Origin of the sequence: Escherichia sp. WS1152 (assembly GCF_046487665.1) — a bacterium.
GTDB classification, from domain to species: Bacteria; Pseudomonadota; Gammaproteobacteria; order Enterobacterales; family Enterobacteriaceae; genus Escherichia; species Escherichia coli.
Genome location: NZ_JBJQJA010000016.1, coordinates 59,300 through 83,944, shown reverse-complemented (window position 1 = coordinate 83,944; position 24,645 = coordinate 59,300). Strand labels below are relative to the sequence as shown.

Sequence of the window (24,645 nt, the reverse complement as noted above, 5' to 3'; positions counted from 1 at the left end):
GATCTCCCATGTCTGAAATGACCCCACGCGAAATCGTCAGCGAACTGGATAAGCACATCATCGGCCAGGACAACGCCAAGCGTTCTGTGGCGATTGCTCTGCGTAACCGCTGGCGTCGCATGCAGCTCAACGAAGAGCTGCGCCATGAAGTGACCCCGAAAAATATCCTGATGATCGGCCCGACCGGTGTCGGTAAAACTGAAATCGCCCGTCGTCTGGCTAAGTTGGCGAATGCGCCGTTCATCAAAGTTGAAGCGACCAAATTCACCGAAGTGGGCTACGTCGGTAAGGAAGTGGATTCTATTATTCGCGATCTGACCGATGCCGCCGTGAAAATGGTACGCGTCCAGGCTATCGAGAAAAACCGTTATCGCGCTGAAGAACTGGCAGAAGAACGTATTCTCGACGTGCTGATCCCACCTGCTAAAAACAACTGGGGACAGACCGAACAGCAGCAGGAACCGTCCGCTGCTCGTCAGGCATTCCGCAAAAAACTGCGTGAAGGCCAGCTTGATGACAAAGAAATCGAGATCGATCTTGCCGCAGCACCGATGGGCGTTGAAATTATGGCTCCTCCAGGTATGGAAGAGATGACCAGCCAGCTGCAGTCCATGTTCCAGAACCTGGGCGGCCAGAAGCAAAAAGCGCGTAAGCTGAAAATCAAAGACGCCATGAAGCTGCTGATTGAAGAAGAAGCGGCGAAACTGGTGAACCCGGAAGAGCTGAAGCAAGACGCTATCGACGCTGTTGAGCAGCACGGGATCGTGTTTATCGACGAAATCGACAAAATCTGTAAGCGCGGCGAGTCTTCCGGTCCGGATGTTTCTCGTGAAGGCGTTCAGCGTGACCTGCTGCCGCTGGTAGAAGGTTGCACCGTTTCCACCAAACACGGGATGGTCAAAACTGACCACATTCTGTTTATCGCTTCTGGCGCGTTCCAGATTGCGAAACCGTCTGACCTGATCCCGGAACTGCAAGGTCGACTGCCAATCCGCGTTGAACTGCAGGCACTGACCACCAGCGACTTTGAGCGTATTCTGACCGAGCCGAATGCCTCTATCACCGTGCAGTACAAAGCACTGATGGCGACTGAAGGCGTAAATATCGAGTTTACCGACTCCGGTATTAAACGCATCGCGGAAGCGGCATGGCAGGTGAACGAATCTACCGAAAACATCGGTGCTCGTCGTTTACACACTGTTCTGGAGCGTTTAATGGAAGAGATTTCCTACGACGCCAGCGATTTAAGCGGTCAAAATATCACTATTGACGCAGATTATGTGAGCAAACATCTGGATGCGTTGGTGGCAGATGAAGATCTGAGCCGTTTTATCCTATAATCGCGTTCAATCATTTTCATCATTGTTTGATGGGGCTGAAAGGCCCCATTTTTATTGGCGCGTATTATGACTGAACAACAAATTAGCCGAACTCAGGCGTGGCTGGAAAGTTTACGACCTAAAACCCTCCCCCTCGCCTTTGCTGCAATTATCGTCGGGACGGCGCTGGCATGGTGGCAAGGTCATTTTGATCCGCTGGTCGCCCTGCTGGCACTGATTACCGCCGGGCTATTACAGATCCTTTCTAACCTCGCCAATGATTACGGCGATGCAGTAAAAGGCAGCGATAAACCTGACCGCATTGGGCCGCTACGCGGCATGCAAAAAGGGGTCATTACCCAGCAAGAGATGAAACGGGCGCTCATTATTACCGTCGTGCTCATCTGTCTCTCTGGGCTGGCACTGGTTGCAGTGGCATGCCATACGCTGGCTGATTTTGTCGGTTTCCTGATTCTTGGCGGGTTGTCGATTATTGCCGCTATCACCTACACCGTGGGCAATCGTCCTTATGGTTATATCGGTCTGGGTGATATTTCCGTACTGGTTTTCTTTGGCTGGTTAAGCGTCATGGGGAGCTGGTATTTACAGGCTCATACATTGATTCCGGCACTGATCCTTCCGGCGACCGCATGCGGCCTGCTGGCAACGGCAGTACTGAACATTAATAACCTGCGTGATATCAATAGCGACCGCGAAAACGGCAAAAACACGCTGGTGGTGCGCTTAGGTGAAGTGAACGCGCGTCGTTATCATGCCTGCCTGCTGATGGGCTCTCTGGTATGTCTGGCGCTGTTTAATCTCTTTTCGCTGCATAGCCTGTGGGGCTGGCTGTTCCTGCTGGCGGCACCGTTGCTGGTGAAGCAAGCCCGTTATGTGATGCGGGAAATGGACCCGGTGGCGATGCGACCGATGCTGGAACGCACTGTCAAGGGAGCGTTACTGACTAACCTGCTGTTTGTTGTAGGGATATTCCTAAGCCAGTGGGCAGCATAACTGACAAATATCAATTAACAATTGATGATTTTGCCAACAGACCACATAGCGCGATATACTGAAAATTCTCGCAGCAACTGAATGTTAAGCCTATGAAATACGATACTTCCGAGCTTTGTGACATCTATCAAGAAGATGTTAACGTCGTGGAACCGCTGTTCTCCAACTTTGGCGGACGGGCGTCGTTTGGCGGACAAATAATCACGGTAAAATGTTTCGAGGACAACGGGTTGCTGTACGATCTGCTCGAACAGAATGGCCGTGGTCGTGTTCTTGTCGTCGATGGCGGTGGTTCTGTTCGTCGCGCACTGGTCGATGCTGAACTGGCGCGTCTGGCAGTACAAAATGAATGGGAAGGTCTGGTCATTTACGGCGCGGTGCGTCAGGTAGATGACCTGGAAGAGTTGGATATCGGCATCCAGGCGATGGCGGCAATTCCGGTTGGTGCCGCTGGCGAAGGCATTGGCGAAAGCGATGTCCGCGTCAATTTTGGCGGTGTTACCTTCTTCTCCGGCGACCATCTTTATGCCGACAATACCGGGATTATTCTTTCAGAAGATCCGCTGGATATTGAATAAGTATCTGCCATGCGTTAAAAGGGGAATTAAATTCCCCTTTTTTATACATGGACGCATTCATGCAGAATATTATTCTTTTATTTATATATTTATTACTTATAGCCGTTAACCATTTCCGCTACAAATTTCTTTTATCTGGCAACGCGGGTGAAATGATTTTATATTTTGCTAACGTATTTTTTAACCCACTTGCCTTATCATTTATTATCGCCACAATCATCTGTATAACGATAAAAAAAAGAAGCAGCCGCAGCTTTATTCGCGGCACTTGTTGGTTAATGGGATTATTTCTTATCTATAGCAGCTATACGGTGTGGGAACGACACAGCATATGGGATTATACTTTCCCGGAGCCAGGTATCACCGTCACGGTTCCGAGCAAACAGTGGGTTGCCAATATAGTAAAACAAGGACCAACCCTGGTGACCCGGGATGCCCATGCTATTTTAGCTATTGTTGCCTTCTCACAAAATGAACTCGGTGTGCATTCAATCGAGGAACTTACCGCGATTCAAAACGGAACTGCAGAAATGCATGTTTGTGATGTTCAGGGATTTGCCTGCGCTTATCAGGAAGGAGTGCAAACAATGAGTGATGGCAAAGTAAGACATGCTATTTTCATGACTCTACTGGATAACACTAATTTGATACAACTGGTCGCAGCTATCGACCCAGATTATTTGGACGAATATCAAGAAGAAGTAATGAAAATGATGCTTTCTGCTCGTCAATGATCTGATGTGCATGTTAATAATAATGGATTGATATGAGATACGTTATCTTATTAATACTATGGATAATAACTGTTTTTCTTAGTCATCTTCAGCACAGTAACTTGCTTACTGGAGATCCTGGGATGGTTGGCGAGTATATCGGTTCAGTACTTCTTGGGCCGTTATTACTTCCCGTGCTTGTGTCAGGTATTCTGTGCACATTCACTAAAAAAACGCGTAACTTCGCCAGTTTTACTCGCGGGTGCTGTTGGGTATTGGGAGTCCTGCTTTTATCCAACGTCGGCAATACGTTTCGTCTGTTCACCCCGTGGCACTATACGTTTGAGAAGGCAGCTATTTCCGTGACTGTCCCAAACCGACACTGGAATACGGTTTCTATTAGTACTGATAAAACCATTGATATAAGAAGTGAAGATAATAGCGTCTTTATTTCTGCTTTCCGCCTGCCCGCAGGACGTAGCGCCGATGACTCGCTGGAAGAGTTAAAGAAGATGCAGCGAGACAATCTCAAGGATCAATACAATGAAGAAACCTTCCAGTTTCATGATTGTAATGCCAAACATTTCACCTGTAAGTATCAGGATGTGTTGATAAATTTTGATGGTCAGCAGAAAAGAACCATCAGTGTTTATCTTGAAGACACCCCCAGGGCTGTGGGGATCATTGCATTAATGGAGCCAGATACGGCAGATAAATATCGCCAACAGGCGATGGAGATTATGTTGTCTGCTAAAAATACAGTGAAGTAAAAAATAAGGCGCCTTGCGGCGCCTCTGCGTGGAAGAGATTAAACCTCTTCCATGCGACCCAGCAGGGCCTGCAGACGTTCCTGCCAGCCGTTCTGCTGTTCTTTCAGATGGTTGTTCTCACGCTCCAGCTCTTCGCGCTGATGCTGGGCATTTTGAACTTCCTGCGACAGTGAGTTGTTTTTTTCTTTCAGCTCTTCGATTTCCATCTGCAACAGAGTGATGGTATCAATCGCCTGCTGTACTTTTGCTTCCAGTTTCTCAAACACTTCTAATGACATTGTCATACCTCTCCTGAATTGCAAGGCGTTGATGGATAAAAAATCCTCGTCCCGATTACCGGTGACGCCTTAATAAATACGAGCGCACTTTAGTTAGCTCCGATTGTATGAAGCCGCGCCATCGCTGTCCAGCGGCACGCCTTGCAGATTACGGTTTGCCACACTTTTCATCCTTCTCCTGGTGACATAATCCACACCAATCAAAAATGTTAATAAATTTGTTGCGCGAATGATCTAACAAACATGCATCATGTACAATCAGATGGAATAAATGGCGCGATAACGCTCATTTTATGACGAAGCACACACATTTTAAGTTCGATATTTCTCGTTTTTGCTCGTTAACGATAAGTTTACAGCATGCCTACAAGCATCGTGGAGGTCCGTGACTTTCACGCATACAACAAACATTAACTCTTCAGGATCCGATTATGAGTCAAACATCAACCTTGAAAGGCCAGTGCATTGCTGAATTCCTCGGTACCGGGTTGTTGATTTTTTTCGGTGTGGGTTGCGTTGCAGCACTAAAAGTCGCTGGTGCGTCTTTTGGTCAGTGGGAAATCAGTGTCATTTGGGGACTGGGGGTGGCAATGGCCATCTACCTGACCGCAGGGGTTTCCGGCGCGCATCTTAACCCCGCTGTTACCATTGCATTGTGGCTGTTTGCCTGTTTCGACAAGCGCAAAGTTATTCCTTTTATCGTTTCACAAGTTGCCGGCGCTTTCTGTGCTGCGGCTTTAGTTTACGGGCTTTACTACAATTTATTTTTCGACTTCGAGCAGACTCATCACATTGTTCGCGGCAGCGTTGAAAGTGTTGATCTGGCAGGCACTTTCTCTACTTACCCTAATCCTCATATCAATTTTGTGCAGGCTTTCGCAGTTGAGATGGTGATTACCGCTATTCTGATGGGGCTGATCCTGGCGTTAACGGACGATGGCAACGGTGTACCACGCGGCCCTTTGGCTCCCTTGCTGATTGGTCTACTGATTGCGGTCATTGGCGCATCTATGGGCCCATTGACGGGTTTTGCCATGAACCCAGCGCGTGACTTCGGTCCGAAAGTCTTTGCCTGGCTGGCGGGCTGGGGCAATGTCGCCTTTACCGGCGGCAGAGACATTCCTTACTTCCTGGTGCCGCTTTTTGGCCCTATCGTTGGCGCGATTGTAGGTGCATTTGCCTACCGCAAACTGATTGGTCGCCATTTGCCTTGCGATATCTGTGTTGTGGAAGAAAAGGAGACCACAACTCCTTCAGAACAAAAAGCTTCGCTGTAATATGACTACGGGACAATTAAACATGACTGAAAAAAAATATATCGTTGCGCTCGACCAGGGCACCACCAGCTCCCGCGCGGTCGTAATGGATCACGATGCCAATATCATTAGCGTGTCGCAGCGCGAATTTGAGCAAATCTACCCAAAACCAGGCTGGGTAGAACACGACCCAATGGAAATCTGGGCCACCCAAAGCTCCACGCTGGTAGAAGTGCTGGCGAAAGCCGATATCAGTTCCGATCAAATTGCAGCTATCGGTATTACGAACCAGCGTGAAACCACTATTGTCTGGGAAAAAGAAACCGGCAAGCCTATCTATAACGCCATTGTCTGGCAGTGCCGTCGTACCGCAGAAATCTGCGAGCATTTAAAACGTGACGGTTTAGAAGATTATATCCGCAGCAATACCGGTCTGGTGATTGACCCGTACTTTTCTGGCACCAAAGTGAAGTGGATCCTCGACCATGTGGAAGGCTCTCGCGAGCGTGCGCGTCGTGGTGAATTGCTGTTTGGTACGGTTGATACGTGGCTTATCTGGAAAATGACTCAGGGCCGTGTCCATGTGACCGATTATACCAACGCCTCTCGTACCATGTTGTTCAACATCCATACCCTGGACTGGGACGACAAAATGCTGGAAGTGCTGGATATTCCGCGCGAGATGCTGCCAGAAGTGCGTCGTTCTTCCGAAGTGTACGGTCAGACTAACATTGGCGGCAAAGGCGGCACGCGTATTCCAATCTCCGGGATCGCCGGTGACCAGCAGGCCGCGCTGTTTGGTCAGTTGTGCGTGAAAGAAGGGATGGCGAAGAACACCTATGGCACTGGCTGCTTTATGCTGATGAACACTGGCGAGAAAGCGGTGAAATCAGAAAACGGCCTGCTGACCACCATCGCCTGCGGCCCGACTGGCGAAGTGAACTATGCGTTGGAAGGTGCAGTGTTTATGGCAGGCGCATCCATTCAGTGGCTGCGCGATGAGATGAAGTTGATTAACGACGCCTACGATTCCGAATATTTCGCCACCAAAGTGCAAAACACCAATGGTGTGTATGTGGTTCCGGCATTTACCGGGCTGGGTGCGCCATACTGGGACCCGTATGCGCGCGGGGCGATTTTCGGTCTGACTCGTGGGGTGAACGCCAACCACATCATCCGTGCGACGCTGGAATCTATCGCTTATCAGACGCGTGACGTGCTGGAAGCGATGCAGGCCGACTCAGGCATTCGTCTGCACGCCCTGCGCGTGGACGGCGGCGCCGTGGCAAACAATTTCCTGATGCAGTTCCAGTCCGATATTCTCGGCACGCGCGTTGAACGCCCGGAAGTGCGCGAAGTGACTGCGTTGGGTGCGGCCTATCTTGCTGGTCTGGCTGTTGGCTTCTGGCAAAATCTCGACGAGCTGCAAGAGAAAGCGGTGATTGAGCGCGAGTTCCGTCCAGGCATCGAAACCACTGAGCGTAATTACCGTTACGCAGGCTGGAAAAAAGCGGTCAAACGCGCGATGGCGTGGGAAGAACACGACGAGTAATGTCAGGCACCTGAATCGATTGCCTGATGCTGATCGCCTGATGCGACGCTTACGCGTCTTATCAGGCCTACGAGCCAATGCCATTTTGTGTAGGCGGGATAAGGCGTTCACGCCGCATCCGGCATCACGCAGACTCTGAAACCGTGCGGGGGCAACCCCGCACACATCAATAATCCCCCCCTTCCCCTGTGCTACACTTCGCGCCATTCCTTACTGCTTAGAGTTTGCTATGAGACGAGAACTTGCCATCGAATTTTCCCGCGTCACCGAATCTGCGGCGCTGGCTGGCTACAAATGGTTAGGACGCGGCGATAAAAACACCGCGGACGGCGCGGCGGTAAACGCCATGCGTATTATGCTCAACCAGGTCAACATTGACGGCACCATCGTCATTGGTGAAGGTGAAATCGACGAAGCACCGATGCTCTACATTGGTGAAAAAGTCGGTACTGGTCGCGGCGACGCGGTAGATATTGCTGTTGATCCGATTGAAGGCACGCGCATGACGGCGATGGGCCAGGCTAACGCGCTGGCGGTGCTGGCAGTAGGCGATAAAGGCTGCTTCCTCAATGCGCCGGATATGTATATGGAGAAGCTGATTGTCGGGCCGGGAGCCAAAGGCACCATTGATCTGAACCTGCCGCTGGCGGATAACCTGCGCAATGTTGCGGCGGCGCTCGGCAAACCATTGAGCGAACTAACGGTAACGATTCTGGCAAAACCGCGCCACGATGCCGTTATCGCAGAAATGCAGCAACTCGGCGTACGCGTATTTGCTATTCCGGATGGCGACGTTGCGGCCTCAATTCTCACCTGTATGCCAGACAGCGAAGTTGACGTGCTGTACGGTATTGGTGGCGCGCCGGAAGGCGTGGTTTCTGCGGCGGTGATCCGCGCATTAGATGGCGACATGAACGGTCGTCTGCTGGCGCGTCATGACGTCAAAGGCGACAATGAAGAGAATCGTCGCATTGGCGAGCAGGAGCTGGCACGCTGCAAAGCGATGGGCATCGAAGCCGGTAAAGTATTGCGTCTGGGCGATATGGCGCGCAGCGATAACGTCATCTTCTCTGCCACCGGTATTACCAAAGGCGATCTGCTGGAAGGCATTAGCCGCAAAGGCAATATCGCGACTACCGAAACGCTGCTGATCCGCGGCAAATCACGCACCATTCGCCGCATTCAGTCTATCCACTATCTGGATCGCAAAGACCCGGAAATGCAGGTGCACATCCTCTGATTGATTTGATCGATTGAGCCTTCCAGTCCTTCGGGACTGGAATTTTTTTGTTCGGAGAACGAAGATAAGGCAAGTCAATCAAAACAGGAGAAAAACATGGCTGATTGGGTAACAGGCAAAGTCACTAAAGTGCAGAACTGGACCGACGCCCTGTTTAGTCTCACCGTTCACGCTCCCGTGCTTCCGTTTACCGCCGGGCAATTTACCAAGCTTGGCCTTGAAATCGACGGCGAACGCGTCCAGCGCGCCTACTCCTATGTTAACTCGCCCGATAATCCCGATCTGGAGTTTTACCTGGTCACCGTCCCCGATGGCAAATTAAGCCCACGATTGGCGGCACTGAAACCGGGCGATGAAGTGCAGGTGGTTAGCGAAGCAGCTGGCTTCTTTGTTCTGGATGAAGTACCAGATTGCGAAACGCTATGGATGCTGGCAACCGGTACAGCGATTGGCCCTTATTTATCGATTCTACAACTAGGCAAAGATTTAGATCGCTTCAAAAATCTGGTCCTGGTGCACGCCGCACGTTATGCCGCCGACTTAAGCTATTTGCCACTGATGCAAGAACTGGAAAAACGCTACGAAGGAAAACTGCGCATTCAGACGGTGGTCAGTCGGGAAACGGCAGCGGGTTCGCTCACCGGACGGATACCGGCGTTAATTGAAAGTGGTGAACTGGAAAGCGCGGTTGGCCTGCCGATGAATAAAGAAACCAGCCATGTGATGCTGTGCGGCAATCCACAGATGGTGCGCGATACGCAACAGTTGCTGAAAGAGACCCGGCAGATGACGAAACATTTACGTCGCCGACCGGGTCACATGACAGCGGAGCATTACTGGTAAGCGGTTACTTATCGATAAACGGCACGATGAGCAAATCCGCACTCAACTTATTGATCATCCCGCGATATGCCGGCATCAAACGGTTGATAAATGAGTGGTGATGACCACAGACAAGGAGGTCGCACTGCTCTTTTTGCATAATTTCCAGCAGTGTTTCCGGCATTTCTCCGCGTTCAATACGCAGTTTTGTCTTCGGCCATTGAATATTTTTCGTCAGTTTATACAGCTTGTTATCCGACTTATTCTTCAACAATTGAAGAATATCTTCTGTTGCAGGGAAGTAGATACCCGGGTACAACTCGCTTAAGCCATCATCAATATGAATTAACGTCAGGTGAGCGTCATTATGTCTGGCGAGCTCCAGGGCTTTATTCACCAGTAAGGCATCTTCTTCATTCCCGGAAATTGCCACGCCAATGTGTTTATAAGCCATGTTTAACTCCTTCTAAAGCAACTCCATCAAGCTAACGAACGCAGTGATAACTCAAAAATAATCATCTCGGCCTGGCATGAGAAGGTGAAGGCCGCATCAAGCTCAACTTGCCCCTCCAGATCCTTAATCTTATAGGCCACGCTGGCCCCTTCATCTGCAGAGGATGCAGCGGCGGCAAGCTCTTTCAGTTTGGTCATAAAGGACTCTGCTTCTTCGCGGGTGGCAAAAAAGCGCGAAAACTTACTGGTACAGTTGTCGTTATCAATCACCGTACCGATATCAATTGCACATCCTTTAGTACTGCATTTATCTACGACATCTTTCATAGGGCACCTCTGTATATTCGCCTCTCTGTCGATTACGACTTAAGAATAATGCGCCGTTAAGGGAAGAACAAACAAGTAATGATCTTATGGATTACCATTTTTTTTGATATTGCTTAAGGTGAAGAGTTCAGAAGGATTTTCCGGGTATTGTCATTTGCATCGTGGAAATAACAATCCCGGAAAAAAATAGCAGTAAGAGATATATTAAAGGTTAATTACTTGATTTATTGTCGGCTTTATACTTCACATCCTGAGTATCTTTACCATATTTATTTTCGCCTTGTGTGCCAACAAACGCACCAAGATCGATAAGCATCATCACCAGAATCAACGTCGGGACAAAACGCCCCACCGCCCATTGCCAGACACCCGGTAAAATCGCCCAGTTACCCGCCAGCAGCATCCACGCCACAATCATCAGAAATGCCCATGCGCCGGAACGCCCGCGATCATGCAAGCGCTTAACGGTTACTGCCGCTGTTGGCCAAAGCAAGCACACAAGGCAAAACGCCGCGGTCTGAATATCGAGTAAATTTTTACCCGCCAGTGAGAAAAGCACCAGCATGCCTGCGAACCACAGGCCTATCCAAATCCAGAAATCACGGCGTCCAATACGCCCTTTAAATGAGAATAACCATTGCTGTATGGTCATGTAAGTTCCTTGATGGTTGTCTTTTCCAAGATTCTACCCTTTTGACAAGGGCGACAGATATCGTTTTAATCGGAGCCAGTCATAACAAAAGGTACTGTCAATGAAGCCAGGGTGTACGCTGTTTTTTCTCTTATGTTCTGCATTAACCGTTACAACAACGGCGCATGCACAAACACCAGATACGGCAACGACCGCGCCTTATCTGCTGGCTGGAGCCCCTACTTTCGATCTCTCCATCAGCCAGTTTCGAGAAGACTTTAACAGCCAGAATCCTAGCCTGCCACTGAACGAATTTCGTGCCATCGACAGCAGTCCCGACAAAGCCAATCTCACTCGTGCTGCAAGTAAAATTAACGAGAACTTGTATGCTTCTACAGCGCTGGAGCGCGGTACCTTAAAAATCAAAAGCATTCAAATGACCTGGCTACCCATCCAGGGGCCAGAGCAAAAAGCAGCGAAAGCGAAAGCTCAGGAATACATGGCAGCAGTGATCCGCACACTCACCCCATTAATGACCAAAACACAAAGCCAGAAAAAACTGCAGTCGCTACTAACGGCGGGGAAAAACAAACGTTATTACACCGAGACAGAAGGTGCACTGCGTTATGTTGTCGCGGACAACGGCGAAAAGGGGCTGACCTTCGCTGTTGAACCGATTAAGCTGGCGCTATCTGAATCGCTTGAAGGTTTGAATAAATGACAAAAAGCAAAGCCTTTGTGCCGATGAATCTCTATACTGTTTCACAGACCTGCTGCCCTGCGGGGCGGCCATCTTCCTTTATTCGCTTATAAGCGTGGAGAATTAAAATGCGACATCCTTTAGTGATGGGTAACTGGAAACTGAACGGCAGCCGCCACATGGTTCACGAGCTGGTTTCTAACCTGCGTAAAGAGCTGGCAGGTGTTGCTGGCTGTGCGGTTGCAATCGCACCACCGGAAATGTACATCGATATGGCGAAGCGCGAAGCTGAAGGCAGCCACATCATGCTGGGTGCGCAAAACGTGGACCTGAACCTGTCCGGCGCATTCACCGGTGAAACTTCTGCCGCTATGCTGAAAGACATCGGCGCTCAGTACATCATCATCGGCCACTCTGAACGTCGTACTTACCACAAAGAGTCTGACGAACTGATTGCGAAAAAATTCGCGGTGCTGAAAGAGCAGGGTCTGACTCCGGTTCTGTGCATCGGTGAAACCGAAGCTGAAAACGAAGCGGGAAAAACTGAAGAAGTTTGCGCACGTCAGATCGACGCGGTACTGAAAACTCAGGGTGCTGCGGCATTCGAAGGTGCGGTTATCGCTTACGAACCTGTATGGGCAATCGGTACTGGCAAATCTGCAACTCCGGCTCAGGCACAGGCTGTTCACAAATTCATCCGTGACCACATCGCTAAAGTTGACGCTAACATCGCTGAACAAGTGATCATTCAGTACGGCGGCTCTGTAAACGCGTCTAACGCTGCAGAACTGTTTGCTCAGCCAGACATCGACGGCGCGCTGGTTGGCGGTGCGTCTCTGAAAGCTGACGCTTTCGCAGTAATCGTTAAAGCTGCAGAAGCGGCTAAACAGGCTTAAGTCTGACAGGTGCCGGATTTCATATCCGGCACTTACTTTCCTTAACTCCTCGCCTTAACGCAAAATCTCACACTGATGATCCTGGATTTCCTCGGCTGAAGCACGGTTCAGCGTCAGTAGATTTCGTTGTGTCGCCAGCAACACAAACGAATTATCACTCTGCCGTACCATCGCCAGCCCGTAGCTTCCCATATGTTCCCGCGCCTCAGGTACTTCTTCTGCCAGCATCATAAATGGGCTGCGTTGTACCAGTTCGCTTTCCGTTACCCGACGCGCCAGGTATTCATGCCCGCGCAAACCACCTGGCAGTGGCAACCAGCGGCTGCTGATGTTCGCCAGATTGTTATCCAGCTGTTCGCGCACATCAGGACGAATACAAGAGATATGAATATGAAAATGGTTTTGCGTACGTCCGGTGCGGGAGTTGATCGCCAAAGAAACCGCGCGATCGGGAACCGGCTGGCCGTATTTTTTGCTCATAAAATCACGCGCCTGCCAGGCCAACCAAAAGAAGTTCGGCGTTGAAGGATCGGTCAACAAAGGACTTTCAGTACCGTTAATACGATACGTTGGCATCAACAGATATTGCAGTGAGCCATTAAGATCTTTTAAAACCACGTATCCGGCATTGGGTTTGACTTCCGCACATGGCGAAGGATTTTGATTTTGCTGCTGATTGGGCAAACATTCCTCAAGGACAATCTTACGTAATGTATCCGACTCTTCACCGGTTAATTTCCAGTAACCAATACCGGCAGCCACAACGGCGATAACTATCATCACCAAAAAAAGAAGACCCGCTTTTTTCATCTTTTTTTCCCTGTACCTCAAAGAGATGCAAGGGTAACGCAAAATCGTGACAAATAAAAAACCCGGTCGCGAGAAACCACCGGGTTTGATAATTATCCTGGGGAAATCAGCGTTTGCTGATCTGATCGAACGTACCGCCGTTAGCAAAATGCTCTTTTTGCGCTTTCGTCCAGCCGCCGAACTCTTCATCAATGGTGAATAACTTCAGCTTTGGAAACGCATTTTCGTACTTTTTCGCTACCTCAGCGTCGCGCGGACGGTAGTAGTTTTTCGCGGCAATTTCCTGACCTTCTGGCGAGTAGAGATATTTCAGGTAGGCTTCCGCCACCTCTTTGGTGCCTTTTTTCTCGACCACTTTATCGACCACCGACACGGTTGGCTCTGCGAGGATAGACTCACTCGGCGTGACGATTTCGAATTTATCTTTCCCCAGTTCATTCGCTGCCAGCAGAGCTTCGTTTTCCCAAGCGATCAGTACATCGCCAATCCCGCGCTCGACAAAGGTGTTAGTGGAGCCGCGCGCGCCAGAATCCAGAACTTCGACGTTTTTATACAGTGCCCGAACAAAATCCTGTGCTTTTGCCTGATCGTTGTTGTTGTGATGCAGCGCGTAGCCCCAGGCAGCCAGGTAGTTCCAGCGTGCGCCACCAGAGCTTTTCGGATTAGGCGTGATCACCGAAACACCCGGTTTAATCAGATCGTTCCAGTCATGGATCTGCTTCGGATTGCCCTTACGCACCAGGAAAACAATGGTGGAAGTGTACGGTGCGGAGTTATCCGGCAGACGTTTGATCCACTCTTTATCAATCCGCCCGCGTTCCGCAATTGCGTCCACGTCATAGGCCAGAGCCAGAGTGACAACATCAGCTTCAATACCATTGATTACCGACGTCGCTTGTTTGCCTGAACCACCGTGTGACTGACGAATCACCACGTTATCGCCAGTTTGCTGTTTCCAGTGGGCGCTGAATGCCTTGTTGTACTGTTCGTACAATTCGCGCGTTGGATCATATGAAACGTTAAGAAGCTGAATATCCTTTGCCATAACGCTGGTTGCCGCCAGCAAAAATGTTAACCCTACGCCCCACTTGTTCATCGCCCGACTCTCTTATGTTGTGTTGTGATGAGCAAAGCGTGCCAGAAGGTTAACCAAACATTAAAGAATAAAAAAAGATTGGCTATAACTTGCGGGTATATGTTGGGGGATTAAAAAGGCGGAAGAAATCCGCCTCATATTGCTGACAAAGTGCGCTTTGTCCATGCCATATGCGGCGCGAACGCCTTATCCGGCCTACAAAAGTTTGCAAATTCAATAAATTGCAGAATTCATGTAGGCCTGATAAGCGAAGCGCATCAGGCATTTTTGCTTCTGTCATCGGTTTCAGGCTAAAGGAATCTGCCTTTTTCCGAAATCATTAATACAGTTTTTTCGCGCAGTCCAGCCAGTCACCTTTGAACGGACGCTTCATGTTTTCGATAGCGTCGATGATATCGTGGTGAACCAGCTGTTCGTTCTGGATACCTACACAACGACCGCCGTAACCTGCCAGCAGCAGATCGATAGCGTAAGCGCCCATACGGGAAGCCAGAATACGGTCGTAAGGCACCGGAGAACCACCGCGCTGGATGTGGCCCAGCACAGTTGCGCGGGTTTCACGACCGGTTTCTTTCTCGATGAAATGCGCCAGTTCGTCAACATCACACATATGTTCGGTAATCGCCACGATCGCGTGTTTTTTACCTTTCGCGATACCCGCTTTGATTTCGTTTACCAGGTCTTCACGGCTGAATTCAACTTCCGGAACTACAACGAATTCACAGCCACCGGCAATGGCCGCAGCCAGGGTCAGATCGCCACAATAACGACCCATCACTTCCACCACGGAAATACGCTGGTGAGAAGAAGAGGTGTCACGCAGACGGTCGATCGCTTCTACAACGGTGCTCAGCGCAGTGAAGAAACCGATAGTGTAGTCAGTGCCTTTGATGTCGTTGTCGATAGTGCCCGGCAGACCGATGCACGGGAAGCCCATTTCGGTCAGACGCATTGCACCCATGTAGGAACCGTCACCGCCGATAACCACCAGCGCGTCGATACCACGTTTTTTCAGGTTTTCGATAGCCACGGCGCGGATGTTCTCGTCGCGGAATTCCGGGAAGCGCGCAGAACCGAGGAACGTACCGCCACGGTTGATCATGTCAGAAACGCTGTAACGGTCTAGCTGTACCATACGGTCTTCATACAGACCCAGATAGCCGTCATAAATGCCCATTACTTCCAGACCTTCTGTCAGCGCAGAACGAACAACCCCGCGAATTGCGGCGTTCATGCCTGGCGCATCACCGCCGCTTGTCAACACACCGATTTTCTTAATCATGACTACCTCTGAACTTTGGAATGCAAAATAAAATCTGTTGCCGGAAGTCTTCTTGCACATCGAAGTGATCCAACGAATGTGCAAATAGTATAACAATCACTTCCTGCTGAATTGATTCAGGTCAGGCCAAATGGCGGTATTTTATACACAAAATGCGGGTCTGGCTCTCTTTTATACTGATTATGAAAGCATAGACCGTTTACCCTCCCTGGGTACGACGGAACAGGGGTCCTGATGGATAATTACATCCGATCCCGGAAAACGCCGTAAAATAGCCTGCTCTACCTGATCCGCCACCATATGTGCCTGAACCAAAGGCAGAGAGTCTTCCATTTCCAAATGAATCTGAATAAAGCGGGTCGGCCCTGACTGCCGCGTGCGAAGATCGTGAGCGCCGCTAACACCCGGCCAGGAAGTCACGATATCAATAATTTCTTGCCGTTCCTCATCAGGCAATGCGCGATCCAGTAATGACTGTACCGCCTCATATCCCATGCGTAACGCGCTATATAAAATATAGATGCCGATTCCCAATGCAAACAGAGCATCGGCGCGATGCCAGCCGTACCAGGACAACCCCAGCGCCAGCAGAATTGCGCCGTTCATCATAACATCAGACTGGTAATGTAGCATATCAGCCCGCACCGCCTGGCTTTGCGTCCGGCGCACCACCCAACGCTGAAACGAGACAAGGATAATCGTACAAATTAGCGCCACAATTGTCACGATAACCCCGACGCCTGGATCTGTCATCGGTGTTGGAGATATCAGATGTTGAATACCCGTCAAAAACAGGAATAGTGCCGAACCGGAGATAAACATACTTTGCGCCAGCGCCGCGAGGGACTCTGCTTTACCGTGACCAAACGAGTGATTATCGTCGGCAGGTTGCAGGGAATATCGCACCACCAGTAAATTCGTCAACGACGCGCCGATATCCACCAGCGAATCCACCAGCGCGGCGAGAATACTCACCGACCCGGTATACCACCATGCAAAAATTTTAATCAGCAATAGCAACGAAGCCATCGCCGTCGCAGCAATCGCCGCCCGACTGACCAGCCGTCCATAAGATTGATTCATAAATACTCCCGCTATCAACTGACGCTAGTATAACGGAAGCAAATCATCTGCAATGCATTAAGCAGCAGGCAAATTGAGGATAAAAAAAACCCCCACATCATGTGGGGGAAGACAGGGATGGTGTCTATGGCAAGGAAAACAGGGTTTACTACTGGGAACGTGAGTTGCTACTACTCAATAGCTTCAACGATGAACTTTTTTGCCATTGCGTCACGTCACGCAACTGCTCCATTCGTTGTTGATGTTTCTCGTTTAAAACCGCTTGCTGCTCCGGCGTTAACAGGCGATACATTTGGTTGCGGACTTTTGCCATCTCAACCTGACGAGCAATTTGCTCATTCGCCATTTTTTCTGCCTGTGCGCGCACAGCGTTTTCATCAAAATTTTCTGCGGTGACAAGGCGATGCATTGTCTCCAGTTCGCTAACATTAACAGGAGGCTGTTCGTGCCGGGCCTGTTGCATAAGATCTCGCATCTGCTGACGCTGATGTTCGGTTAAACTTATGCCGTCGAACATATGGCTCTGCGTACTGCGCTGCGTAAGTTCTTCACCCGGATGCCAGTTATCGCCTGAACCGACTTCAGCAGCGTGGCTTAATGAACTGACTGCCAGCGTTGAGGCCATGACGGCAGCGGTAACTATGCGCATCATTTGCTCCCAAAATCTTTCTGTCGCGATTCAACGATAGAGAGTTTACGATTCAGGCTGCAAACATGCGTCAGGGGGTGTAAAACAACGTAAAGTCATGGATTAGCGACGTCTGATGACGTAATTTCTGCCTCGGAGGTATTTAAACAATGAATAAAATCCTGTTAGTTGATGATGACCGAGAGCTGACTTCCCTATTAAAGGAGCTGCTCGAGATGGAAGGCTTCAACGTGATTGTTGCCCACGATGGGGAACAGGCGCTTGATCTTCTGGACGACAGCATTGATTTACTTTTGCTTGACGTAATGATGCCGAAGAAAAATGGTATCGACACATTAAAAGCACTTCGCCAGACACACCAGACGCCTGTCATTATGTTGACGGCGCGCGGCAGTGAACTTGATCGCGTTCTCGGCCTTGAGCTGGGCGCAGATGACTATCTCCCGAAACCGTTTAATGATCGTGAGCTGGTGGCACGTATTCGCGCGATCCTGCGCCGTTCGCACTGGAGCGAGCAACAGCAAAACAACGACAACGGTTCACCGACACTGGAAGTTGATGCCTTAGTGCTGAATCCAGGCCGTCAGGAAGCCAGCTTCGACGGACAAACGCTGGAGTTAACCGGCACTGAGTTTACCCTGCTCTATTTGCTGGCACAGCATCTGGGTCAGGTGGTTTCCCGTGAACATTTAAGCCAGGAAGTGCTGGGCAAACGCCTGACGCCTTTCGACCGCGCTATCGATATGCACATTTCCAACCTGCGTCGTAAACTGCCGGATCGTAAAGATGGTCACCCGTGGTTTAAAACCTTGCGTGGTCGCGGCTATCTGATGGTTTCTGCTTCATGATAGGCAGCTTAACCGCGCGCATCTTCGCCATCTTCTGGCTGACGCTGGCGCTGGTGTTGATGTTGGTTTTGATGTTACCCAAGCTCGATTCACGCCAGATGACCGAGCTTCTGGATAGCGAACAGCGTCAGGGGCTGATGATTGAGCAGCATGTCGAAGCGGAGCTGGCGAACGATCCGCCCAACGATTTAATGTGGTGGCGGCGTCTGTTCCGGGCGATTGATAAGTGGGCACCGCCAGGACAGCGTTTGTTATTGGTGACCACCGAAGGCCGCGTGATCGGCGCTGAACGCAGCGAAATGCAGATCATTCGTAACTTTATTGGTCAGGCCGATAACGCCGATCATCCGCAGAAGAAAAAGTATGGCCGCGTGGAACTGGTCGGTCCGTTCTCCGTACGTGATGGCGAAGATAATTACCAACTTTATCTGATTCGTCCGGCCAGCAGTTCTCAATCCGATTTCATTAACTTACTGTTTGACCGCCCGTTATTACTGCTGATTGTCACCATGTTGGTCAGTACGCCGCTGCTGTTGTGGTTGGCCTGGAGTCTGGCAAAACCGGCGCGTAAGCTGAAAAACGCTGCCGATGAAGTTGCCCAGGGAAACTTACGCCAGCACCCGGAACTGGAAGCGGGGCCACAGGAATTCCTTGCCGCAGGTGCCAGTTTTAACCAGATGGTCACCGCGCTGGAGCGCATGATGACCTCTCAGCAGCGTCTGCTTTCTGATATCTCTCACGAGCTGCGCACCCCGCTGACGCGTCTGCAACTGGGTACGGCGTTACTGCGCCGTCGTAGTGGTGAGAGCAAGGAACTGGAGCGTATTGAAACCGAAGCGCAACGTCTGGACAGCATGATTAACGACCTGTTGGTGATGTCACGTAATCAGCAAAAAAACGCGCTGGTTAGCGAGACCATCAAAGCCAATCAGTTGTGGAGTGAAGTGCTGGATAACGCGGCGTTCGAAGCCGAGCAAATGGGCAAGTCGTTGACAGTTAACTTCCCGCCTGGGCCGTGGCCGCTGTACGGCAATCCGAACGCCCTGGAAAGTGCGCTGGAAAACATTGTTCGTAATGCTCTGCGTTATTCCCATACGAAGATTGAAGTGGGCTTTGCGGTAGATAAAGACGGTATCACCATTACGGTGGACGACGATGGTCCTGGCGTTAGCCCGGAAGATCGCGAACAGATTTTCCGTCCGTTCTATCGGACCGATGAAGCACGCGATCGTGAATCTGGCGGTACAGGTTTGGGGCTGGCGATTGTTGAAACCGCCATTCAGCAGCATCGTGGCTGGGTGAAAGCAGAAGACAGCCCGCTGGGCGGTTTACGGCTGGTGATTTGGTTGCCGCTGTATAAGCGGAGTTAAACTCCGCATTTGTAGGCAGGATAAGGCGTTTACGCCGCATCCGGCATTTGAGCAGGATGCCTGATGCGACGCTGATAGCGTCTTATCAGGCCTACACTCCGAGGGTTATTTTCCCCACAACCGGCGGGAAAAATCTTCGATCTTGCCGCTCAGTCGGCGCTTTTGCATCGTCCGCGTCCAGCTTTTCGATAACCCGGCGGCGGAGAGTAAACGGTGATACTGATCGTCATCAAACGGCATATGCCATGCGATGGCGGCAGCCTCCTGCACGGTCACATCGCTGACACGGGAAACCAACTCCAGCGGTGCGTCCGCAGACACTTTCCCTGGCGCTATCACGCTATACAACCATCCCACTTTACCCGTGTTTTGCATCAACTGCGCTATATCGCTGATATCAAAATGGTAATTGAGTTTATAGCAAGGCGAGCGCGGCTGGCTGACCTGAATTAATGCCTCTCCCCAGCGGAAAATATCGCCCATATAAACATTACTTTCCGTCAGACCGTCGGTTGAGAGATTTTCACCAAACGCAGGCGCAACAAACAACTCCGCCTGTTCCGGAAATTCCCGCGCCCAGTAGAGATAGTGCTCACGAGGATAATGACACAGCGCTCTGTCTGGCCCGCCGTGAACCTTTTTCTCCGCCTGCTCGTCACCTTCCAGCCCCAGCTCCGTCAGCATCAACTCACCATCAACCTGGATTTTGGCAATTGCGCTGGGTTTGCCTTCGGGATAAGCCTGAATCTTGCCTGTGTATACATCAACCGGATATCGCATCTGTTCCCTCTCCACGAGAAATTTCCCCATTAGACCATATTTATTTTATGTCAGGCGTGCTGTTTTCGCGGTAAGTATCCAGGCAGGAACTCAATAGCAAACCGGACGAACGTTAGTTCATCCGGCGGTGGGGATTAAGGAAGCAGGTTTATTTCACCGTACCTAAAATTTCGATTTTCGCCGCTCTGGCTTTGACTTTACGTGACCAGATAGAGGTAAGAATTGGCACCAGAATCGAAGTCACAATGACTGCCGTCGCTACCAGCGAAGTTGCTGCCGGAGCCATCGGTTTAAACGCAGGCACCATTTCTGCAATCAGCACAGGTGTCGCTACCGCGGCCCCTGCGGAACTGGAAGCGGCAATTCCGGCAGTGCCATCGCCACCGCCAATCAATTTATCGGCGATAATCAACGGAATACCGGTCACGATAATTACTGCCACACCCAACAGGATCCCCAGCAAACCTGTCTGGGCAATTACAGTCAAATCAATGGTATTGCCCAGTGCGAAGGCAAAGAATGGAATCAGCGTCTGCACCGCTTTGCTGAAAAATTCTCGTAATTCAGGGTCAAGGTTCCCCAGGGCAAAGCCCACCAGGAACGGTAATACTGCGCCGACGAAAACATGCGGTTCAAACGAGGCAATCCCGGCAGTGCCCAGAATAATCATCGTCATGAGCGGCCCGGACTCCAACGACATCAACACAAATGCCCCAGCTTCTTCTTTTGTGCCGTACTGCTGCATGATGGAAGCGTAAAGTCCGCCGTTGGTCATATCCATCGCCGCCACCAGCGCCAGCGTTGAAAGTCCGGCAAAGAATCCAACTTCAACACCATGTTCCGGAATAATGCGCGAGGCAATTGCCGCAACCACCCACGCGACGGCAATTTTAGTTACCACCAGCGTACCGGATTTACGCAGTACCGTTCCCGTCGCGCTTAATTTTATTGACGCCCCCATGCAAAAAAACCACACCGCCAGAATGGGCACCGTACCGGTAATCATCCCGTTGGTGAATGATCCAAAATATTTCCCCGCCCCCGGCGAGAAGGTGTGGCACAGTGCGCCAAGGAATAGCGGGACGAGCATCATCCCCCCCGGGATTTTCTCAATCGAGCGTTTTATCTGCATTTCCATCACCTGTCGGCATATTTTTAAGGGCTGATGCGTAATTCCTCAATGGAGCATCAGTGTTGATGGAAACGAAGATAGACATTCATTTAATCAATAAAAGTGATCAAAACCACATCAATTGAAACGCTGTTTTATTTTTATCGGATCATTGTTTTTATTTTGAAATTGATCACAAAAAAACCACCGCCATTGGCGATGGTTCATTTTTTAAGCTGATATGCGGCGTAAACGCCTCATTGCAGCAGACGGCAAATGATTATTTTTTCGCCGCGAAACGTGCCGCTGCTTCGTCCCAGTTCACCACGTTCCAGAACTCTTTGATGTAGTCCGGACGGCGGTTCTGGAATTTCAGGTAGTAAGCATGTTCCCACACATCCAGGCCCAGAATCGGGAAGCCGGAAGCGCCAGAAATAGCTTCACCCATCAGCGGGGAGTCCTGGTTAGCAGTAGAAACCACCGCCAGTTTATCGCCTTTCAGCACCAGCCATGCCCAGCCGGAACCAAAGCGGGAAGCTGCCGCTTTTTCAAATTCTGCTTTGAAGTTATCAACGGAGCCGAAGTCACGTTCGATAGCCGCTTTCAGGTCACCCTGCAGGGTGGTGCCTTTTTTCAGACCTTTCCAGAACAGGCTGTGGTTAGCGTGACCGCCAGCGTTGTTGCGCAGTACGGTTTTCTTGTCTGCTGGCAGCTGGTCCAGTTTGGTGATCAGCTCTTCAACCGGCAGGTTGGCAAATTCTGGCAGGCTTTCCAGCGCCGCGTTGGCGTTGTTTACGTAGGTCTGATGGTGTTTGGTGTGGTGGATTTCCATGGTCTGCTTATCGAAGTGCGGTTCCAGGGCATCGTAAGCATACGGCAGGGATGGCAGGGTATAGCTCATATTCATCTCCAGTATTGTCGGGCGGCCGATTGTTAATGCCGCGTAAGCAGTTGGTTCATTATAGTTAATTAAATGATATTGAAAATGATTATCAATGCCGTACTTTTCGTAAGGGTATGGTTTTGCAGGAAAATGCCCGAGATGTGAAGCAAATCACCCACTTAATGCCGTGATTGCCAGTAAATCGACAACGGCGGCAACAGGCGAAAGGTTAATCGACAGCACGATTTTTACACTCATCTCGTCGGAGATGTGAAGCGACGAAAAATGATGAGGATAAGAAGATGAGTAACGCGATTACGATGGGGATATTTTGGCATTTGATCGGCGCGGCCAGTGCAGCCTGTTTTTACGCTCCGTTCAAAAAAGTAAAAAAATGGTCATGGGAAACCATGTGGTCAGTCGGTGGGATTGTTTCGTGGATTATTCTGCCGTGGGCCATCAGCGCCCTGTTACTACCGAATTTCTGGGCGTATTACAGCTCGTTTAGTCTCTCTACGCTGCTGCCTGTTTTTCTGTTCGGCGCTATGTGGGGGATCGGTAATATCAACTACGGCCTGACCATGCGTTATCTCGGCATGTCGATGGGAATTGGCATCGCCATTGGCATTACGTTGATTGTCGGTACGCTGATGACGCCAATTATCAACGGCAATTTCGATGTGCTGATTAACACCGAAGGCGGACGCATGACGTTGCTCGGCGTTCTGGTGGCGCTGATTGGCGTAGGGATTGTAACTCGAGCCGGGCAGTTGAAAGAGCGCAAGATGGGCATTAAAGCCGAAGAGTTCAATCTGAAAAAAGGGCTGGTGCTGGCGGTGATGTGCGGCATTTTCTCTGCCGGGATGTCCTTTGCGATGAACGCCGCAAAACCGATGCATGAAGCCGCTGCCGCACTTGGCGTCGATCCACTGTATGTCGCTCTGCCAAGCTATGTTGTCATCATGGGCGGCGGCGCGATCATTAACCTCGGTTTCTGTTTTATTCGTCTGGCAAAAGTGAAGGATTTGTCGCTAAAAGCCGACTTCTCGCTGGCAAAACCGCTGATCATTCACAATGTGTTACTCTCGGCACTGGGCGGGTTGATGTGGTATCTGCAATTCTTTTTCTATGCCTGGGGCCACGCCCGCATTCCGGCGCAATATGACTACATCAGTTGGATGCTGCATATGAGCTTCTATGTATTGTGCGGCGGTATCGTCGGGCTGGTGCTGAAAGAGTGGAACAATGCAGGACGCCGTCCGGTAACGGTGTTGAGCCTCGGTTGTGTGGTGATTATTGTCGCCGCTAACATCGTCGGCATCGGCATGGCGAATTAATCTTTCTGCGAATTGAGATGACGCCACTGGCTGGGCGTCATCCCGGTTTCCCGGGTAAACACCACCGAAAAATAGTTACTATCTTCAAAGCCACATTCGGTCGAAATATCACTGATTAACAGGCGGCTATGCTGGAGAAGATATTGCGCATGACACACTCTGACCTGCCGCAGATATTGATTGATGGTCATTCCAGTCTGCTGGCGAAATTGCTGACGCAAAACGCGCTCACTGCACGATGCCTCATCACAAAATTTATCCAGCGCAAAGGGACTTTTCAGGCTGGCCGCCAGCCGGGTAATCAGCTTATCCAGCAACGTTTCGCTGGATGTTGGCGGCAACGAATCACTGGTGTAACGATGGCGATTCAGCAACATCACCAACTGCCCGAACAGCAACTCTGCCATTTCGTTAGCAAACGGCACATGCTGACTACTTTCATGCTCAAGCTGACCGATAACCTGCCGCGCCTGTGCCATCCCCATGCTACCTAAGCGCCAGTGTGGTTGCCCTGCGCTGGCGCTAAATCCCGGAATCGCCCCCTGCCAGTCAAGATTCAGCTTCAGCCGCTCCGGGCAATAAATAATATTCTGCAAAACCAGATCGTTAACGGAAGCGTAGGAGTGTTTATCGTCAGCATGAATGTAAAAGAGATCGCCACGGGTAATGCGATAAGGGCGATCGTTGAGTACATGCAGACCATTACCGCGCCAGACAATCACCAGCTCACAAAAATCATGTGTATGTTCAGCAAAGACATCTTGCGGATAACGGTCAGCCACAGCGACTGCCTGCTGGTCGCTGGCAAAAAAATCATCTTTGAGAAGTTTTAACTGATGCGCCACCG

At 50.4% G+C, this 24,645-nt stretch carries 27 protein-coding genes; 14 read left to right on the top strand and 13 right to left on the bottom strand.

Translation table 11 applies throughout. The features are described 5' to 3' along the window. Positions 1-8 precede the first annotated feature (8 nt). The 5 genes from hslU (at position 9) to ACJHW7_RS20115 (ending at position 4,394) form a co-directional block, all read left to right on the top strand. Positions 9-1,340: an HslU--HslV peptidase ATPase subunit gene (hslU, locus tag ACJHW7_RS20135; protein ID WP_001293341.1), complete on the top strand. Its 1,332-nt coding sequence runs from the start codon at positions 9-11 to the stop codon at positions 1,338-1,340. 66 nt (positions 1,341-1,406) lie between these two features. After that, complete coding sequence (menA, locus tag ACJHW7_RS20130; protein WP_001308187.1) at positions 1,407-2,333, top strand: 1,4-dihydroxy-2-naphthoate polyprenyltransferase; 927 nt, start codon at positions 1,407-1,409, stop codon at positions 2,331-2,333. Positions 2,334-2,425: 92 nt separating this feature from the next. Beyond that, positions 2,426-2,911: a ribonuclease E activity regulator RraA gene (gene rraA / locus ACJHW7_RS20125; protein ID WP_000872908.1), complete on the top strand. Its 486-nt coding sequence runs from the start codon at positions 2,426-2,428 to the stop codon at positions 2,909-2,911. A gap of 59 nt (positions 2,912-2,970) precedes the next feature. After that, on the top strand, positions 2,971-3,645 hold the full coding sequence (locus ACJHW7_RS20120) for a hypothetical protein (RefSeq protein WP_001383717.1): 675 nt from the start codon (positions 2,971-2,973) through the stop codon (positions 3,643-3,645). A gap of 122 nt (positions 3,646-3,767) precedes the next feature. Continuing rightward, positions 3,768-4,394: a hypothetical protein gene (locus ACJHW7_RS20115; RefSeq protein WP_000232687.1), complete on the top strand. Its 627-nt coding sequence runs from the start codon at positions 3,768-3,770 to the stop codon at positions 4,392-4,394. A gap of 38 nt (positions 4,395-4,432) precedes the next feature. Here ACJHW7_RS20115 and zapB read toward each other — a convergent pair whose 3' ends face one another. Next, positions 4,433-4,678 (bottom strand): septal ring assembly protein ZapB, encoded by a 246-nt coding sequence (gene zapB, locus ACJHW7_RS20110; RefSeq protein WP_001296623.1) that lies wholly within the window; start codon positions 4,676-4,678, stop codon positions 4,433-4,435. Positions 4,679-5,103: 425 nt separating this feature from the next. Between zapB and glpF the strand changes: the two genes are divergently transcribed. The 4 genes from glpF to fpr all read left to right on the top strand — a co-directional run bounded on the left by glpF (position 5,104) and on the right by fpr (position 9,563). Next, a complete protein-coding gene (gene glpF, locus ACJHW7_RS20105) occupies positions 5,104-5,949 on the top strand; it encodes a glycerol uptake facilitator protein GlpF (RefSeq protein WP_000084268.1) in 846 nt (281 codons plus the stop codon). A 22-nt stretch (positions 5,950-5,971) separates the two neighbouring features. Continuing rightward, positions 5,972-7,480, top strand: coding sequence for a glycerol kinase GlpK (glpK, locus tag ACJHW7_RS20100; protein WP_000136788.1), 1,509 nt, complete (start codon positions 5,972-5,974; stop codon positions 7,478-7,480). A 229-nt stretch (positions 7,481-7,709) separates the two neighbouring features. Beyond that, positions 7,710-8,720 carry a class II fructose-bisphosphatase gene (gene glpX, locus ACJHW7_RS20095; RefSeq protein ID WP_001250644.1) on the top strand — a complete coding sequence of 337 codons (1,011 nt, stop codon included), beginning with the start codon at positions 7,710-7,712 and terminating at the stop codon, positions 8,718-8,720. Between the two features lie 96 nt (positions 8,721-8,816). Beyond that, on the top strand, positions 8,817-9,563 hold the full coding sequence (gene fpr, locus ACJHW7_RS20090; protein WP_000796322.1) for a ferredoxin--NADP(+) reductase: 747 nt from the start codon (positions 8,817-8,819) through the stop codon (positions 9,561-9,563). A gap of 4 nt (positions 9,564-9,567) precedes the next feature. Here fpr and uspD read toward each other — a convergent pair whose 3' ends face one another. The 3 genes from uspD to ACJHW7_RS20075 form a co-directional block, all read right to left on the bottom strand. Then, a complete protein-coding gene (uspD, locus tag ACJHW7_RS20085; RefSeq protein WP_000323555.1) occupies positions 9,568-9,996 on the bottom strand; it encodes a universal stress protein UspD in 429 nt (142 codons plus the stop codon). 26 nt (positions 9,997-10,022) lie between these two features. Continuing rightward, on the bottom strand, positions 10,023-10,322 hold the full coding sequence (locus ACJHW7_RS20080) for a DUF406 domain-containing protein (protein ID WP_000655986.1): 300 nt from the start codon (positions 10,320-10,322) through the stop codon (positions 10,023-10,025). A gap of 211 nt (positions 10,323-10,533) precedes the next feature. After that, a complete protein-coding gene (locus tag ACJHW7_RS20075) occupies positions 10,534-10,974 on the bottom strand; it encodes a DUF805 domain-containing protein (protein ID WP_000155257.1) in 441 nt (146 codons plus the stop codon). 100 nt (positions 10,975-11,074) lie between these two features. Between ACJHW7_RS20075 and ACJHW7_RS20070 the strand changes: the two genes are divergently transcribed. Continuing rightward, entirely contained in the window at positions 11,075-11,674 is a 600-nt protein-coding gene (locus ACJHW7_RS20070) for a YiiQ family protein (protein ID WP_000802226.1), read from the top strand. A 107-nt stretch (positions 11,675-11,781) separates the two neighbouring features. Further along, complete coding sequence (gene tpiA, locus ACJHW7_RS20065; RefSeq protein WP_001216325.1) at positions 11,782-12,549, top strand: triose-phosphate isomerase; 768 nt, start codon at positions 11,782-11,784, stop codon at positions 12,547-12,549. A gap of 54 nt (positions 12,550-12,603) precedes the next feature. Here tpiA and cdh read toward each other — a convergent pair whose 3' ends face one another. The 5 genes from cdh to cpxP all read right to left on the bottom strand — a co-directional run bounded on the left by cdh (position 12,604) and on the right by cpxP (position 17,469). Continuing rightward, a complete protein-coding gene (gene cdh, locus ACJHW7_RS20060; RefSeq protein ID WP_001379272.1) occupies positions 12,604-13,359 on the bottom strand; it encodes a CDP-diacylglycerol diphosphatase in 756 nt (251 codons plus the stop codon). A gap of 106 nt (positions 13,360-13,465) precedes the next feature. Beyond that, positions 13,466-14,455 (bottom strand): sulfate/thiosulfate ABC transporter substrate-binding protein Sbp, encoded by a 990-nt coding sequence (gene sbp, locus ACJHW7_RS20055; protein ID WP_001045689.1) that lies wholly within the window; start codon positions 14,453-14,455, stop codon positions 13,466-13,468. Between the two features lie 319 nt (positions 14,456-14,774). Beyond that, positions 14,775-15,737, bottom strand: a complete 963-nt coding sequence (gene pfkA / locus ACJHW7_RS20050) for a 6-phosphofructokinase (RefSeq protein WP_000591795.1) — start codon at positions 15,735-15,737, stop codon at positions 14,775-14,777. Positions 15,738-15,917: 180 nt separating this feature from the next. After that, complete coding sequence (gene fieF, locus ACJHW7_RS20045; protein WP_001076742.1) at positions 15,918-16,820, bottom strand: CDF family cation-efflux transporter FieF; 903 nt, start codon at positions 16,818-16,820, stop codon at positions 15,918-15,920. 148 nt (positions 16,821-16,968) lie between these two features. Next, positions 16,969-17,469, bottom strand: coding sequence for a cell-envelope stress modulator CpxP (cpxP, locus tag ACJHW7_RS20040; RefSeq protein ID WP_001223800.1), 501 nt, complete (start codon positions 17,467-17,469; stop codon positions 16,969-16,971). A 149-nt stretch (positions 17,470-17,618) separates the two neighbouring features. Between cpxP and cpxR the strand changes: the two genes are divergently transcribed. Together cpxR and cpxA are read left to right on the top strand one after the other, a co-directional pair. After that, entirely contained in the window at positions 17,619-18,317 is a 699-nt protein-coding gene (cpxR, locus tag ACJHW7_RS20035; RefSeq protein WP_001033722.1) for an envelope stress response regulator transcription factor CpxR, read from the top strand. Further along, entirely contained in the window at positions 18,314-19,687 is a 1,374-nt protein-coding gene (gene cpxA, locus ACJHW7_RS20030; protein WP_000580417.1) for an envelope stress sensor histidine kinase CpxA, read from the top strand. Before cpxR ends, cpxA begins: the two co-directional genes overlap by 4 nt. 105 nt (positions 19,688-19,792) lie before the next feature. On the opposite strand, the gene yiiM is transcribed toward cpxA, so the two are convergent. From yiiM to sodA, 3 genes are all read right to left on the bottom strand, one after another. Then, a complete protein-coding gene (gene yiiM, locus ACJHW7_RS20025; protein ID WP_001270260.1) occupies positions 19,793-20,467 on the bottom strand; it encodes a 6-hydroxyaminopurine reductase in 675 nt (224 codons plus the stop codon). A 148-nt stretch (positions 20,468-20,615) separates the two neighbouring features. Continuing rightward, a complete protein-coding gene (gene kdgT / locus ACJHW7_RS20020) occupies positions 20,616-21,599 on the bottom strand; it encodes a 2-keto-3-deoxygluconate transporter (RefSeq protein ID WP_001166063.1) in 984 nt (327 codons plus the stop codon). Positions 21,600-21,858: 259 nt separating this feature from the next. Then, positions 21,859-22,479, bottom strand: a complete 621-nt coding sequence (gene sodA / locus ACJHW7_RS20015) for a superoxide dismutase [Mn] (RefSeq protein WP_001297064.1) — start codon at positions 22,477-22,479, stop codon at positions 21,859-21,861. 284 nt (positions 22,480-22,763) lie between these two features. On the opposite strand from sodA, the gene rhaT reads away from it, so the two are divergent. Then, a complete protein-coding gene (gene rhaT / locus ACJHW7_RS20010) occupies positions 22,764-23,798 on the top strand; it encodes an L-rhamnose/proton symporter RhaT (RefSeq protein WP_000063507.1) in 1,035 nt (344 codons plus the stop codon). Here rhaT and rhaR read toward each other — a convergent pair. Then, complete coding sequence (gene rhaR / locus ACJHW7_RS20005) at positions 23,795-24,643, bottom strand: HTH-type transcriptional activator RhaR (RefSeq protein WP_001302243.1); 849 nt, start codon at positions 24,641-24,643, stop codon at positions 23,795-23,797. The two genes, rhaT and rhaR, sit on opposite strands and share 4 nt — an antisense overlap. Positions 24,644-24,645: the final 2 nt, after the last annotated feature.

What these genes read in the sequence shown, in the direction of transcription:
- hslU (WP_001293341.1), top strand. Translation starts at nt 9, where the DNA reads ATGTCTGAAATGACCCCACGCGAAATCGTCAGCGAACTGGATAAGCAC.
- menA (WP_001308187.1), top strand. Translation starts at nt 1,407, where the DNA reads ATGACTGAACAACAAATTAGCCGAACTCAGGCGTGGCTGGAAAGTTTA.
- rraA (WP_000872908.1), top strand. Translation starts at nt 2,426, where the DNA reads ATGAAATACGATACTTCCGAGCTTTGTGACATCTATCAAGAAGATGTT.
- ACJHW7_RS20120 (WP_001383717.1), top strand. Translation starts at nt 2,971, where the DNA reads ATGCAGAATATTATTCTTTTATTTATATATTTATTACTTATAGCCGTT.
- ACJHW7_RS20115 (WP_000232687.1), top strand. Translation starts at nt 3,768, where the DNA reads ATGGTTGGCGAGTATATCGGTTCAGTACTTCTTGGGCCGTTATTACTT.
- zapB (WP_001296623.1), bottom strand. Translation starts at nt 4,678, where the DNA reads ATGACAATGTCATTAGAAGTGTTTGAGAAACTGGAAGCAAAAGTACAG.
- glpF (WP_000084268.1), top strand. Translation starts at nt 5,104, where the DNA reads ATGAGTCAAACATCAACCTTGAAAGGCCAGTGCATTGCTGAATTCCTC.
- glpK (WP_000136788.1), top strand. Translation starts at nt 5,972, where the DNA reads ATGACTGAAAAAAAATATATCGTTGCGCTCGACCAGGGCACCACCAGC.
- glpX (WP_001250644.1), top strand. Translation starts at nt 7,710, where the DNA reads ATGAGACGAGAACTTGCCATCGAATTTTCCCGCGTCACCGAATCTGCG.
- fpr (WP_000796322.1), top strand. Translation starts at nt 8,817, where the DNA reads ATGGCTGATTGGGTAACAGGCAAAGTCACTAAAGTGCAGAACTGGACC.
- uspD (WP_000323555.1), bottom strand. Translation starts at nt 9,996, where the DNA reads ATGGCTTATAAACACATTGGCGTGGCAATTTCCGGGAATGAAGAAGAT.
- ACJHW7_RS20080 (WP_000655986.1), bottom strand. Translation starts at nt 10,322, where the DNA reads ATGAAAGATGTCGTAGATAAATGCAGTACTAAAGGATGTGCAATTGAT.
- ACJHW7_RS20075 (WP_000155257.1), bottom strand. Translation starts at nt 10,974, where the DNA reads ATGACCATACAGCAATGGTTATTCTCATTTAAAGGGCGTATTGGACGC.
- ACJHW7_RS20070 (WP_000802226.1), top strand. Translation starts at nt 11,075, where the DNA reads ATGAAGCCAGGGTGTACGCTGTTTTTTCTCTTATGTTCTGCATTAACC.
- tpiA (WP_001216325.1), top strand. Translation starts at nt 11,782, where the DNA reads ATGCGACATCCTTTAGTGATGGGTAACTGGAAACTGAACGGCAGCCGC.
- cdh (WP_001379272.1), bottom strand. Translation starts at nt 13,359, where the DNA reads ATGAAAAAAGCGGGTCTTCTTTTTTTGGTGATGATAGTTATCGCCGTT.
- sbp (WP_001045689.1), bottom strand. Translation starts at nt 14,455, where the DNA reads ATGAACAAGTGGGGCGTAGGGTTAACATTTTTGCTGGCGGCAACCAGC.
- pfkA (WP_000591795.1), bottom strand. Translation starts at nt 15,737, where the DNA reads ATGATTAAGAAAATCGGTGTGTTGACAAGCGGCGGTGATGCGCCAGGC.
- fieF (WP_001076742.1), bottom strand. Translation starts at nt 16,820, where the DNA reads ATGAATCAATCTTATGGACGGCTGGTCAGTCGGGCGGCGATTGCTGCG.
- cpxP (WP_001223800.1), bottom strand. Translation starts at nt 17,469, where the DNA reads ATGCGCATAGTTACCGCTGCCGTCATGGCCTCAACGCTGGCAGTCAGT.
- cpxR (WP_001033722.1), top strand. Translation starts at nt 17,619, where the DNA reads ATGAATAAAATCCTGTTAGTTGATGATGACCGAGAGCTGACTTCCCTA.
- cpxA (WP_000580417.1), top strand. Translation starts at nt 18,314, where the DNA reads ATGATAGGCAGCTTAACCGCGCGCATCTTCGCCATCTTCTGGCTGACG.
- yiiM (WP_001270260.1), bottom strand. Translation starts at nt 20,467, where the DNA reads ATGCGATATCCGGTTGATGTATACACAGGCAAGATTCAGGCTTATCCC.
- kdgT (WP_001166063.1), bottom strand. Translation starts at nt 21,599, where the DNA reads ATGCAGATAAAACGCTCGATTGAGAAAATCCCGGGGGGGATGATGCTC.
- sodA (WP_001297064.1), bottom strand. Translation starts at nt 22,479, where the DNA reads ATGAGCTATACCCTGCCATCCCTGCCGTATGCTTACGATGCCCTGGAA.
- rhaT (WP_000063507.1), top strand. Translation starts at nt 22,764, where the DNA reads ATGAGTAACGCGATTACGATGGGGATATTTTGGCATTTGATCGGCGCG.